Source organism: Streptomyces sp. NBC_01471 (assembly GCF_041438865.1).
Taxonomy (GTDB): Bacteria; Actinomycetota; Actinomycetes; order Streptomycetales; family Streptomycetaceae; genus Streptomyces.
Genome location: NZ_CP109450.1, coordinates 7,584,003 through 7,595,517 on the forward strand (window position 1 = coordinate 7,584,003; position 11,515 = coordinate 7,595,517).

General features: G+C 71.8%; 11 protein-coding genes. 7 read left to right on the forward strand and 4 right to left on the reverse strand.

What is annotated here, in order from left to right; translation table 11 throughout:
• The first annotated feature begins 18 nt into the window (after nt 1-18).
• From nrfD to OG285_RS34320, 4 genes are all read left to right on the forward strand, one after another.
• Nucleotides 19-966 carry an NrfD/PsrC family molybdoenzyme membrane anchor subunit gene (gene nrfD, locus OG285_RS34305; RefSeq protein ID WP_371793676.1) on the forward strand — a complete coding sequence of 316 codons (948 nt, stop codon included), beginning with the start codon at nt 19-21 and terminating at the stop codon, nt 964-966.
• A 3-nt stretch (nt 967-969) separates the two neighbouring features.
• Nucleotides 970-1,950 carry a TIGR03557 family F420-dependent LLM class oxidoreductase gene (locus tag OG285_RS34310; RefSeq protein ID WP_371793263.1) on the forward strand — a complete coding sequence of 327 codons (981 nt, stop codon included), beginning with the start codon at nt 970-972 and terminating at the stop codon, nt 1,948-1,950.
• A gap of 325 nt (nt 1,951-2,275) precedes the next feature.
• On the forward strand, nt 2,276-3,553 hold the full coding sequence (locus tag OG285_RS34315) for a PP2C family protein-serine/threonine phosphatase (RefSeq protein ID WP_371793264.1): 1,278 nt from the start codon (nt 2,276-2,278) through the stop codon (nt 3,551-3,553).
• Nucleotides 3,554-3,597: 44 nt separating this feature from the next.
• Nucleotides 3,598-4,416 carry an MBL fold metallo-hydrolase gene (locus OG285_RS34320; RefSeq protein WP_371793265.1) on the forward strand — a complete coding sequence of 273 codons (819 nt, stop codon included), beginning with the start codon at nt 3,598-3,600 and terminating at the stop codon, nt 4,414-4,416.
• Between the two features lie 231 nt (nt 4,417-4,647).
• Here OG285_RS34320 and OG285_RS34325 read toward each other — a convergent pair whose 3' ends face one another.
• The 3 genes from OG285_RS34325 to OG285_RS34335 all read right to left on the reverse strand — a co-directional run bounded on the left by OG285_RS34325 (nt 4,648) and on the right by OG285_RS34335 (nt 8,533).
• Nucleotides 4,648-6,909, reverse strand: a complete 2,262-nt coding sequence (locus tag OG285_RS34325) for a heavy metal translocating P-type ATPase (RefSeq protein WP_371793266.1) — start codon at nt 6,907-6,909, stop codon at nt 4,648-4,650.
• Nucleotides 6,910-7,019: 110 nt separating this feature from the next.
• Nucleotides 7,020-7,286: a heavy-metal-associated domain-containing protein gene (locus OG285_RS34330; RefSeq protein WP_371793267.1), complete on the reverse strand. Its 267-nt coding sequence runs from the start codon at nt 7,284-7,286 to the stop codon at nt 7,020-7,022.
• A gap of 158 nt (nt 7,287-7,444) precedes the next feature.
• A complete protein-coding gene (locus OG285_RS34335) occupies nt 7,445-8,533 on the reverse strand; it encodes a cation diffusion facilitator family transporter (RefSeq protein WP_371793268.1) in 1,089 nt (362 codons plus the stop codon).
• Nucleotides 8,534-8,730: 197 nt separating this feature from the next.
• Between OG285_RS34335 and OG285_RS34340 the strand changes: the two genes are divergently transcribed.
• Both OG285_RS34340 and OG285_RS34345 read left to right on the forward strand, forming a co-directional pair.
• Entirely contained in the window at nt 8,731-9,195 is a 465-nt protein-coding gene (locus OG285_RS34340; protein ID WP_371793269.1) for a hypothetical protein, read from the forward strand.
• A 97-nt stretch (nt 9,196-9,292) separates the two neighbouring features.
• Nucleotides 9,293-9,955: a DUF305 domain-containing protein gene (locus OG285_RS34345; RefSeq protein WP_371793270.1), complete on the forward strand. Its 663-nt coding sequence runs from the start codon at nt 9,293-9,295 to the stop codon at nt 9,953-9,955.
• 109 nt (nt 9,956-10,064) lie between these two features.
• Here OG285_RS34345 and OG285_RS34350 read toward each other — a convergent pair whose 3' ends face one another.
• A complete protein-coding gene (locus tag OG285_RS34350; protein ID WP_356831919.1) occupies nt 10,065-10,274 on the reverse strand; it encodes a hypothetical protein in 210 nt (69 codons plus the stop codon).
• Nucleotides 10,275-10,564: 290 nt separating this feature from the next.
• Between OG285_RS34350 and OG285_RS34355 the strand changes: the two genes are divergently transcribed.
• Nucleotides 10,565-11,449: a hypothetical protein gene (locus OG285_RS34355; RefSeq protein ID WP_371793271.1), complete on the forward strand. Its 885-nt coding sequence runs from the start codon at nt 10,565-10,567 to the stop codon at nt 11,447-11,449.
• The last annotated feature ends 66 nt before the right edge of the window (nt 11,450-11,515 follow it).

Consider the following 11,515-nt stretch of genomic DNA (forward strand, 5'->3'; position numbering starts at 1 on the left):
CGCCGGGGCGAGGAACTCATGGTGCCGCGCGCCGAGTTCCGGTCCTACTACGGCAGACCCATCATCAAGGCGCCGTCCTGGGCGCCCCGCGACATCGCCGGCTACTTCTTCCTCGGTGGGCTCGCGGGGGCCGGCTCGGTCCTGGCGGCGGGCGCCCACTTCACAGGGCGCCCCGTGACCGCGACCGCCCTCAAGGTTTCCTCACTCGGCGCCATCGGCCTGTCCGCCGCCGCGCTGGTCAACGACCTCGGGCGCCCCTCGCGGTTCACCCACATGCTGCGGGTGTTCAAGCCGACCTCGCCGATGAGCGTCGGCTCCTGGCTGCTCGGCATCTACGGACCGGCCGCCGGAGTCGCCGCAGCCACCGCCGTCAGCGGCACCTTCCGCCGTGCGGGCGCCGCCGCGACGCTCGGCGCCGCGCTCACCGGCCCCGCCGTCGCCACGTACACCGCTGTTCTCGCGGCCGACACCGCCGTTCCCGCGTGGCACGGCGCGTACCGCGAGCTGCCCTATCTCTTCGCCGCCTCCGCGACCGCCGCAGCGTCCGGGATGGCCCTCGTCACCGGACCGGCCCGGGAGACGGGACCGGCCCGGTGCGCCGCCGTGCTCGCCGCTGCCGCAGATCTCGCTGCGAGCGCCGCCGCCGAGCGACGGCTCGGCAGTGTCGCCGAGACCTGGCGGCAAGGGCGCGCGGGCACCCTGCTGCGCGCCGCCCGCGCGCTCACCGTGGGCGGCGCGGTGAGCGCCGTCACCGCCCCGTCCCTGGGGCGCGTCGCACGGCCCGCCGCGGCTCTCGGCGGGCTGGCCCTGCTCGCCGGCTCGGCCTGCACCCGCTTCGGGGTCTTCGCGGCGGGAATCGCCTCGGCCGAGGACCCCCGCCACACCGTCGTACCGCAACGCGAACGCCTCGAACGCGAGCGCGCCGCACGAGAGAACGACGGAGAGTACGACCCGAACGAGGAGTGAACCGTGCAGATCGGCTACAAACTCGCCGCCGAGTCCTTCGGCCCCAGGGAACTGGTACGACAGGCCGTGCTCGCGGAGCAGGCCGGCTTCGACTTCGTGGAGATGAGCGACCACTACCATCCCTGGCTGGATGTCCAGGGGCACTCACCGTTCGCCTGGACGGTCCTCGGGACCATCGCCGCCAAGACCGGGCGCATCGGCCTGGCAACCGGGGTGACCTGCCCCACGGTCCGCTACCACCCCGCGGTGATCGCGCAGGCCGCAGCGACCCTCGCCCTGCTGTCCGACGGCCGTTTCACGCTCGGCGTCGGCTCGGGGGAGCGGCTCAACGAGCACGTGACCGGCGAGGGATTCCCCAACTCCGTGCCGGAGCGGCACGCACGGCTTCGGGAGGCACTGGAGATCATCAGGCTGCTGTGGAGCGGCGGTTACCGGTCTTACGACGGCCGGTACCTGAAACTGGACGACGCCCGCGTCTTCGACCTTCCGCCGGAACTCCCGGAGATCGCGGTGGCCGCGGGTGGCCCCGTAGCGGCCCGGATCGCCGCCGAACTGGGGGACGGGCTCTTCGCCACCGAGCCCGGGGCCGAGACGGTGGAGGCGTACCGCCGTGCGGGCGGTGACGGCCCGAGATACGCCGAGGTGCCCATGGCCTGGGCCCCCGACGCGCGCGCCGGGGCTCAGGCCGCCCAGGAGACCTCGCGGTGGGCGGTGACCGGGTGGAAGGTGATGAGCGAACTGCCCAATCCGGCGAACTTCGAGGCCGCGACCTCCACCGTGCGCGAAGAGGACATCCTGTCCACGTTCGCCTGCGGCACCGACCCCGCGCGGTTCCTGGAGGTCGCGCAGCCGTTCGTGGACGCGGGCTTCGACCGGCTGGTGACACAGAACGCCGGACCGGACCCGGACGGGTTCATGGACTTCTACCGCAGCGAGCTCGACCAGCAGTTGCGCGCCCTGAAGCCCGCCACCACGGGCCCCTGATCCATCCGAGTCCGGCGGGACGGGGCTGAACCGCCGCCGCGGCCGGGCCGGAGTCGCGGAAGGTGTTCCGAAGCAGAGCGCGGGCAGAGCTGTCCGCCGTATGGTCCAGCCGGATGGCGCCGGTGACCATACGGGTACTTGGCTGGAGGCCGGCATGCCCCGTGCCTGCTCGGTGCCGGACCGTCGGTACTGACTCCTGGCCCCGCCTTCCGTGGAGAACCACCATGTCCCGCGCACCCGCTCTCCCAGCTCCGGGCACCGCCTGCTGCCGGCCTCCGGCAGTGCCGGGGGACGCGGCACGCAGACGGCCGCGCGGACGTCAGGGATGACGAGCCCCGAAGTGAGCCAGGAGGAACGGCTGCTGCAGGAATTCCTGGCCGCCGTGCACAGCACTGCGCCGACCGGGCTGCCGTCCCTGGTCGACAGCTACGCCGTGAGACTCGGGGCGCGAAAGGTCGTCATCCACCTGGTCGACCTTCAGCAGCGACAGCTGACGCCCCTCTCCGGCGGAGAGCAGCTGGACGTGGACCGGTCCCTGGCGGGCCGTTCCTACCGTGCGCTCGATCTGCGCGTGGAAGCGACCGCCGACGGTGTGCTGGTCATCTGGCTTCCCCTCGTCGACGGAGTGGAGCGGCTGGGGGTCATCGGTGTGCACATGGACTCCCTGGACACCACGTTGCTGGAGCGCTGCCGAGCTCTGGCCTCGATCCTGGCGATGGTCATCACGTCCAAGCGGGCCTTCAGCGACCGGCTCGTGCAGCGGGCGCGCAGCGGCACGATGACCCTCCCGGCCGAAATGGTGCGTGCCCTGCTGCCCCCGCGCACCATCGGCAACGAATGGGCCGTCTCCACAGCGGTACTCGAACCCGCCTACGAGCTCGGTGGGGACGCCTTCGACCACTCGCTGACCGAGTCGACGCTGCATGCCGTGATCCTCGACGCCATGGGACACAACCTCGCGTCCGGACTGACGACCGCCATCGCCATGGCCGGCTTCAGGAGCTCCCGCCGCAACGACGCTGGTCTGCAGGAGTGTGTCGACACCGTCGACGACGTACTCGCCGAATGGCTGCCGGATCAGTTCTGCACCGGGATCGCCATCAGGCTGGACCTGCCCAGTGGTGTCCTGAGCTGGGTCAACTGCGGCCACCCGCCGCCCCTGCTGATCCGTGACCAGCAGGTACTCGACCAGGCGTTGGAACACCCGGGAGAGCCTCCGCTGGGGATGCCTGCCAAGCTGGCGGGCACTCCACGGGAGATCCACCGGATCACGCTGGAGCCGGGCGACCGGGTGCTGCTCTACACCGACGGTGTGACCGAAGCCCGCATCGCGGACGGCGCCGAGTTCGGGCTGAGCGGGTTCACCGGCTCCATCATCCGTGCCACCTCGGCGGGAGAGCTTGCCTCCGAAGCGCTCCGGCAGCTGATCCACTCCATTCTGGAGCGCCAGAGCGACACACTCCGCGACGACGCCACCATCCTCCTCATCGAGTGGCGGCCGCCCGCGCGACCGGGCCCGGGGCCCGCCGAGCGCGAAGGGCGGGACAAGGGCCATGCGGACGGGTGGAAAGGTGACGGCGCGACAGAGGACCATGGGCACTGACGGGCCGAAGCCCACGGGGGCCGAAGGAGAGGAGACCCGGACGTATGCCTGCCTGGATCTGTGTGACCTGCGGCGTGCAGTACCCCGACACGGAACAGTCACCGGCGCGGTGTCCTGTCTGCGAGGACGAGCGCCAGTACGTCGGCCCGGAGGGCCAGCGCTGGAGCACGATGGGCGAACTGGGCCGCGACCACACCAACGAGCTGCGGGTCGAGGAGGCGGACCTTGTCGGCATCGGTGTGAGGCCGTCGGTCGCGATCGGTCAGCGCGCGCTCCTGGTCCGTACGCCGCACGGCAACGTGCTGTGGGACTGCGTCCCCCTGCTCGACGACGACGCGCGACAGCAGATCGCCGACCTGGGCGGGATCGACGCCATCTGCATGTCGCACCCGCACTTCTACGGAGCCAACATCGAGTTCGCCGAGGCTTTCGACGCCCGTGTGCTGATCCCGCGCGCGGACCAGCGGTGGATCCAACGGCCCTCGCCCCGGATCGAGTTGTTCGACGATGACATCGAGCCGGTCCCCGGGGTCACCCTGGCACGGATCGGCGGTCACTTCGACGGTGCCTCGGTTCTGCACTGGCCCGCGGGCTCCGCAGGCAGAGGCGCGCTGCTGACCGGCGACACCGTCGCCGTCGTCCAGGACCGGCGCTGGGTCAGCTTCATGTGGAGCTTCCCCAACCTCATCCCCCTCGACGAACACACCGTGGACGACATCGCCCGCAGGGTCGAGCGCTTCACCTTCGACCGCGTCTACGGCGGCTGGTGGGGACGCGTCGTGATCGGTGACGGCGCCGCGGCGGTCCGCCGCTCGGCCGACCGCTACATCGCACGGCTGCGTGGTGAGCGGCCCCCCGGCTGAGCGGAACGGGAGGGAGGGCGTGTCGCACCACATCCATGACGGCTGCCGCGTCCTTGGCCCTCCAGCGGCTGGAAGGCCAGTATCCATGCGGGGCAAGGGTGTTGAGTACTTCTGCACGCTCGCCGAGTACTACTCCGGTACCGCCCGGCGGCAGAGCCCCGGCGCTCCCGCGTCCCCGGTGCCGGGGACGCGAGAGCGGGAGAGCACCGGGTTCCGGCCGGGCGGCCGGGGCTACGTGAAGGAGCGCAGCCGGAGGCTGTTGGTGACCACGAAGACCGACGAGAAGGCCATCGCGGCTCCGGCGATCATCGGGTTCAGCAGCCCCGCGGCGGCCAGTGGCAGCGCCGCCACGTTGTAGCCGAAGGCCCAGAACAGGTTTCCCCTGATGGTGCCGAGGGTCCTGCGGGAGAGCCGGATCGCGTCCGCCGCCACGCGCAGGTCGCCCCGTACCAGCGTCAGGTCCCCGGCCTCGATGGCCGCGTCCGTCCCGGTGCCCATCGCCAGGCCCAGGTCGGCCGTGGCCAGAGCGGCCGCGTCGTTCACGCCGTCGCCGACCATCGCCACCGAACGGCCTTCGCCCTGAAGGCGCTTGATGACGTCCACCTTGTCCTGCGGCAGTACCTCGGCGATGATCTCGTCGATGCCGACGGCCCGGCCCACCGACTCGGCCACCGCCCTGTTGTCGCCGGTCAGCAGTACGGGGGTGAGGCCGAGCGCACGCAGCTGGGCGACCGCCTCGGCGCTGGTCTCCTTGATGGCGTCGGCGACGGTGAGGACGCCCCGTGCCTCGCCGTTCCAGGCCACGACGACCGCCGTACGGCCCTCCGCCTCCGCTGCGGCCTTTGCGTCCGCCAGCCCGGGCGGCAGTTCGATGGCCCACTCGGCCAGCAGTTCCTCCCGGCCGACGACCACCGCGTGACCGTCGACGATGCCCTGTACACCGAGCCCGGCGACGTTCTCGAACTCCTCGGGGACGGGGAGAGGCCCGGCCTGTTCTTCCGCGCCCGCCGCGACGGCCTGGGCGATCGGGTGCTCCGATGCGTGCTCCAGGGAGCCGGCCAGCCGCAGCAGTTCCCTCTCCCCGACGCCCGGCGCGGTGAAGACGTCCTGGAGGGTCATCCTCCCGGTCGTGACCGTCCCGGTCTTGTCGAGCACCACGGTGTCGACCCGGCGGGTGGACTCCAGTACCTCGGGGCCCTTGATCAGGATGCCGAGCTGCGCGCCGCGTCCCGTACCGACCATGAGCGCGGTCGGTGTGGCCAGGCCCAGGGCGCACGGGCAGGCGATGATCAGCACGGCGACGGCGGCGGTGAACGCGGCTGTCGCGTCCCCGGTCGCCGTCAGCCAGCTCAGCAGCGTGCCCAGCGCGATGACGAGGACGACCGGTACGAAGACGCCGGAGATCCGGTCGGCGAGGCGCTGCACCTCCGCCTTGCCGTTCTGGGCCTCCTCCACCAGCCGTGCCATCCGGGACAGCTGGGTGTCCGCCCCGATCCGGGTGGTCTCGACGACCAGCCGTCCCGAGACGTTCACAGTGGCCCCGGTGACGGCGTCGCCCACGGTCACATCGACCGGCACCGACTCACCGGTCAGCGTCGACGCGTCGATGGCCGACGCCCCTTCGACCACGGTTCCGTCGCCTGCGATCTTCTCTCCGGGGCGTACGACGAAGCGGTCACCGACGGCGAGCCCCGAGACGGGGATACGCGACTCGCGGCCGTCCCGGAGCACGGTCACGTCCTTGGCGCCCAGCTCCAGCAGCGCGCGCAGTGCGGCGCCGGCCTTCCGCTTGGACTTCGCCTCCAGATAGCGCCCGGCGAGGATGAACGTGGTCACCCCGGCAGCGGCCTCCAGATAGATGGAGGACGATCCGTCCGCGCGCGACACGGTGAACTCGAACCCGTGCCGCATGCCGGTCATCCCCGCCCGGCCGAAGAACAGGGCCCACAGGGACCAGCCGAACGCGGCGAGGGTGCCGATGGACACGAGGGTGTCCATGGTGGCCGCGCCGTGCCGGGCGTTGGTCCAGGCGGCCCGGTGGAACGGCAGCGCGCCCCAGACCACCACGGGGGCGGCAAGCGTGAGGGAGAGCCACTGCCAGTTGTCGAACTGCAGGACCGGCACCATCGCCATCAGGACGACGGGCACGGAGAGCGTCAGGGACACCAGCAGCCGCTGCCTGAGCGCGACCGGTTCACCGCCGGCGGCAGGGGGCCCGGGTTCCACGGACTCCCGGGTGGCCGGCGGCGCGGGCTCCTCGGCGGTGTAGCCCGTTCGCTCGACGGTGGCGATGAGGTCGGCGACGTCCGTGCCCTCGCCGTAGGCGACCTTCGCCTTCTCCGTGGCGAAGTTGACCGTGGCGGTGACCCCGTCCAGCCGGTTGAGTTTCTTCTCGACGCGAGCCGCACACGACGCGCAGGTCATCCCGCCGATGGAGAGCTCGACTTCGGCGGCGGCCGGAGCCACCGATTCCTCGTAGGCCGTACTGGTCATGGCGTGTCTCCTGGGGGAGGCCGGTACGCACGGCTTCCGTATGAGCGGGGCGGTACGGACCGGTGGGAATCCGCGACCCGGGGCGGAGGAGCCCCGGGCGGGAGGGAACGTCAGAGACGGCCGGCGAGCTCGTAGCCCGCCTCGTCGACGGCGGCCCGGACGGCCTCGTCGTCCAGTGCCGCGGCGGAGGTGACCGTGACCTCGCCGGTGGAGGCCACGGCCTTGACGGAGGTGACACCGTCGATCGCCGAGATCTCCTCGGACACCGCGCCTTCGCAGTGGCCGCAGGTCATGCCCGACACCCGGTACGCGGTGGTGACGGGGCCGCCCGCCGTGTCGGTCGCGGCGCTGGAACGGGGCTCTGCCTGGGAGGTCATTGCTTCTTCCTTAGGGTTGCCGTGGGTGGGGCTGTCGGGCGGAACAGGGTCTCCCCTGTCCTTCGAAGACAGGAACACCATACCCAAGGGGGGTATTCCCTCGCCCGTCGGCCCCTCCTGCTGGACCGGACGGCAGCCCAGAACGTCGCCTCCGGGGCTCAGTGGTCGTGCGGGCCCGCGTGATGGGTGGGGCCGTGGGCGTCCTCGCAGTGTGCGGCGGCCCCGGCGGCGGGCGGCGGGGCGGAGCCGATGGTGACGTCCTGTCGGGCTGCGGCCGTGTGGGCGTGGTCGACCTGGAGTGTGGTGTGGGTGATGCCCCACTGGTCCGCCAGGAGGCGTTCGAGGCCGCGGCGTACGGCATGGCAGTCACCGGCGGGGGTGACCAGCACATGCGCCGACAGGGCGGTCTGCTCGGAGCCGATCTGCCAGACGTGCAGATCGTGGACCTCCACGACGCCTTCCTGGGCGGCGAGCTGGTCGCCCAGCGCGTCGGGGTCGGTGCCCGCGGGGGCGGCTTCGAGGAAGATGCGGCCCGAGGCCCGGCAGAGGCCGGTACCGGCGCGGAGCATGAGCGCCACCACGACCAGGGTGGCGACGGCGTCGGCCCTGGCGAAACCGGTGGTCAGCACGGCCACACCGGCGACGGCGGTGGCGATGAAGCCGTACAGGTCGGTGAGGATGTGCTGGTAGGCGCCCTCGACGTTGAGGCTGGTGCGGTTGGCCCTGGAGATGCACCAGGCGGCCAGGAGGTTGACGGCGACGCCGACGAGAGCCGTGACCAGGACCGGTCCGCCGGCGACCGGGGGAGGGTCGATCAGACGCCGCACGGCTTCGTAGGCCAGCCAGGCGGCGAGTACGAGCAGGGTGATGCCGTTGGCCTGGGCGGAGAGGATCTCGGCGCGCTTGAGGCCGAAGGTGTAGCCGCCCCGGGCGGGGCGCGCGGCCAGCCGCATCGCGACCAGGGCCAGGACGATGGACGCGGCGTCGGTGAGCATATGGGCCGCGTCGGAGAGCAGGGCCAGCGAATGTGAGGCCACCCCGACGGCGACTTCCCCGGCCATGAAGGCGAGGATCAGGGCGAGGGCCGCGCCCAGCCAGCGGCGGTCGGCGTTCTGGGCCACGCCGTGGCTGTGTCCGTGGTCACCCGTGCCCGGATGGTTGTGATCGTGGCTGCTCACGTGATGCCCCCTGTGCGGTCCGAGACGGGCAGTGAACCTCAGTACGGGCCCTCGGTGCAAAGGCTGCATCGATGTCGGTTACCAGTGTCGATACGGGCGCGTCGGCGGACCGGCCGCCGGGCCGGAGGGGATGGCCGGCCACCCGTACGTGGCGGAGCCCGGCCGCGCTCCGGATACCAGGCCGGGGTATGGTCGGGCCGGGCGGTCGTGACCGCCCGGAACGAGCAGAGGCCGGAACGCCGGAATGCGCAGAACGGGGGAGTCGGGTGAGCGCCGGAGTCGCACGCGGACGGGCCACGGCCCGGCTGGCCGCGGTGTGCGCGGTGCTGTTCGGCCTGTTCCTCATGCACGGCGCTCCGGCTTCGGCGGCCGGCGGTTGTCACGGCTCCCTCTCCATGGGCGCCGCGATGCATGGTGACCACGGCGATCACGGCGACCACGGCGGTTCCGCGATGGCGCCCGCAGGCGTCCACCCGATCGCCGTTCACCCCGGGCCCGCGGTCCGGGCCGGGACCGAGCCGGGGACGCGCGGGGCGGTCTGTGTGTCGACCCCCGCCCGTGATCGCACCCTGCTCGGGCCGGCCGGCCTCAGCGGTGGCCTGGCCGTCCTCGCGCTCGTGGCCGCCCGGTCGTCGGTCGGCCGGCCGCTGCTCCCGGGCCGGACCGGGCGAAGAGGGCCGCCGAGAAGCGGGCGAAGTCTGCTGCTGCAGGTGTGTGTCGCGCGGGCGTGACAGGGCCGCGCCGGACCCGGCCGATACGGCCAGGGATCCGGCAATGGTCCCCGCTCACCCGCGCGCCCCGGGCGCGCCCATCCGGAAAGACCCTGCCATGTCTGATCTCCCGTACTCGCCCGCTCTCCTGCACCCCTCCGCCCGCCGGCGGACGGCCGTGGCCGTGGGCCTCTTCGCCGCTCTCTCCTTGGGGCTCGCCGCCTGCGGCTCCGGCGACGAGCACGCGGCCGAGCCCGGCGCACACCACGGAAGCAGCCCCTCCGCTTCTGCGTCGGGGAAGTTCGACGCAGCGGACGTGACGTTCGCGCAGATGATGATCCCGCACCACCAGCAGGCCGTGTCCATGGCGAAACTGGCCGACGGCCGGGCCTCGGACCAGGAGGTCAAGACCCTGGCCGTGGACATCGAGAAGGCCCAGGGCCCTGAGATCAACACCATGCGGGGCTGGCTGACGGCGTGGGGCAAGCCCGCTTCCCCGTCCATGGACCACAGCATGCCGGGCATGGCCCACGGCGGCGGCTCGTCCATGCCCGGAATGATGACCGGCAAGGACATGACCGGACTTGAGGCCGCCAGGGGCAAGGCCTTCGACAAGAGGTTCACCGAGATGATGATCGGCCACCACAAGGGTGCGATCACCATGGCCGAGGACGAGCAGAAGAACGGCCGTAACGCCGCGGCCAGGAAACTCGCCGTCACCGTGGTGAAGAACCAGCGCGCCGAAGTCGACAGGATGCGGAAGATCCTCGACCGCCTCTGAGCGGCCCCGGCCGCGATCGGTACGCCGTGACCGGCACCGCGTGACCCTGTTCCGGGCCCTCTGCGAGGAGGGCCCGGAACGGCGCTGCCGGTCGCTGTCCGGTCGCCGGTCAGATGCCAGGTGCTGCCCGGCCGGACAGCAGCCGCGTCTCCGGGGCCCGGTGCGGGCGCAGGTCCCTGAGGACGGACTCGACTTCGTCGAGAAGGGCTTCGTAGGAGGTCAGGCGCTGCCATTCGGGGTCGGGGGCGCCCGGCACGGTGGCGCCGCGCGCCGCCCACTGGGCGGCCAGCTCCGAGTACAGCGGCGTCCGGACCTCCATTCGGCCGAATGCGTAAGCGCTTGAATGCCTCCCCGGTGACGGAGGAGGGCCTTGAGGTGCCATTGGCTGTGGTGTGGGTACCCGCTGGGCCTGCGCGGGAGGCGGGATGAAGACCGCTGAGCCTCTGGCCGTGGTGGTAGCGGGCGCGCGTGCGTTCATGACGGGGGTAACGACCGGCGCCAGTCGGGGTAACTCCGTGTAGTGCGAAACGATAAGATTTGATTTCACCTTTTACGGTTCAATTAACTGGGAAGTCGCTTCAAAACGGGCGATACGGCGTTGATACGGGCATGGATCCAAGGGAGCTGTGGGAGCGCCATGCCGTGCTGGCACAGGCGTTCTGCGCCAATGACGAAGAGGTGCGCCGTGCTCAGGGAGCGCTGGACGAAGGGCACGCGGTGCGTACCCGGACGCTCGCCGCGTTCGCGGTGACGCTGGGGAGCGACGGCACCGTCGCGGGACTGCTCGGGCTCCCCGAGCGTGAAGTACGCCTCGCCCGGCGCACAGTGGGCAAGGACGACGCCCGGGCGGTGGCGCAGGCGCTCCTGGCGGAGCACACGCCCGAGCAGCCCGAAACACTCCACGCCGACAGTGTGGACACCGGTCAGGCGCAGCCCGAACCGGACGGTGCCCAGTCGTTCCGCGCCACCATCCCGGGGCCGCGCCCCGCGCAGGCGCCCGGCATCGCCCCCGTTCCCGAGGAACTGGGCCAGGAACCCGCGTCATCGCCTGCTGTGGACGCCGTTCTCGTCGGCGCCTGGAGCACCGGGGTCGATCTCTCCGTACTGGCGAACGAGCTAGGTCTCGACCTGGCCCACCTCGTCACCAGGGCGCGCTACCTGGAGTCCCAGGGCCGTCTCACGTACGCCCCGCCTCCCGCCGACCGCTCCGGGCGTCACCGGCGCTCCGGTGCCGAGGCGGCTGCCGCCGCGCCGTCCCAGCAGTGGTACCACCCTGCCCAGCACCAGCCGGCCCACCAGCAGAACCCGTGGGACCAGCAGAACCCGTGGGACCAGCAGAACCCGTGGGATCAGCAGAACCCGTGGGACCAGCAGTCCCCGCTCCCCGATTTCACCACCGGGGCGATGCACGACTGGGACGGCATCCTCAATCAGTGGGACGCGAACTCCAACCCGACGATCAACTCGGTGGCCTCCTGGCAGGGGCGCGGGTGAACGCCCTGCTCCGCCCCCTCCGGCCGTGCGCGGGCCCTTGTCCCGCGTCGTCCCAGGTGGTGGCGG

What these genes read in the sequence shown, in the direction of transcription:
- OG285_RS34325 (WP_371793266.1), bottom strand. Translation starts at nt 6,909, where the DNA reads ATGACCAGTACGGCCTACGAGGAATCGGTGGCTCCGGCCGCCGCCGAA.
- OG285_RS34355 (WP_371793271.1), top strand. Translation starts at nt 10,565, where the DNA reads ATGGATCCAAGGGAGCTGTGGGAGCGCCATGCCGTGCTGGCACAGGCG.
- OG285_RS34315 (WP_371793264.1), top strand. Translation starts at nt 2,276, where the DNA reads ATGACGAGCCCCGAAGTGAGCCAGGAGGAACGGCTGCTGCAGGAATTC.
- OG285_RS34345 (WP_371793270.1), top strand. Translation starts at nt 9,293, where the DNA reads ATGTCTGATCTCCCGTACTCGCCCGCTCTCCTGCACCCCTCCGCCCGC.
- OG285_RS34320 (WP_371793265.1), top strand. Translation starts at nt 3,598, where the DNA reads ATGCCTGCCTGGATCTGTGTGACCTGCGGCGTGCAGTACCCCGACACG.
- nrfD (WP_371793676.1), top strand. Translation starts at nt 19, where the DNA reads ATGGTGCCGCGCGCCGAGTTCCGGTCCTACTACGGCAGACCCATCATC.
- OG285_RS34335 (WP_371793268.1), bottom strand. Translation starts at nt 8,533, where the DNA reads ATGCAGCCTTTGCACCGAGGGCCCGTACTGAGGTTCACTGCCCGTCTC.
- OG285_RS34350 (WP_356831919.1), bottom strand. Translation starts at nt 10,274, where the DNA reads ATGGAGGTCCGGACGCCGCTGTACTCGGAGCTGGCCGCCCAGTGGGCG.
- OG285_RS34330 (WP_371793267.1), bottom strand. Translation starts at nt 7,286, where the DNA reads ATGACCTCCCAGGCAGAGCCCCGTTCCAGCGCCGCGACCGACACGGCG.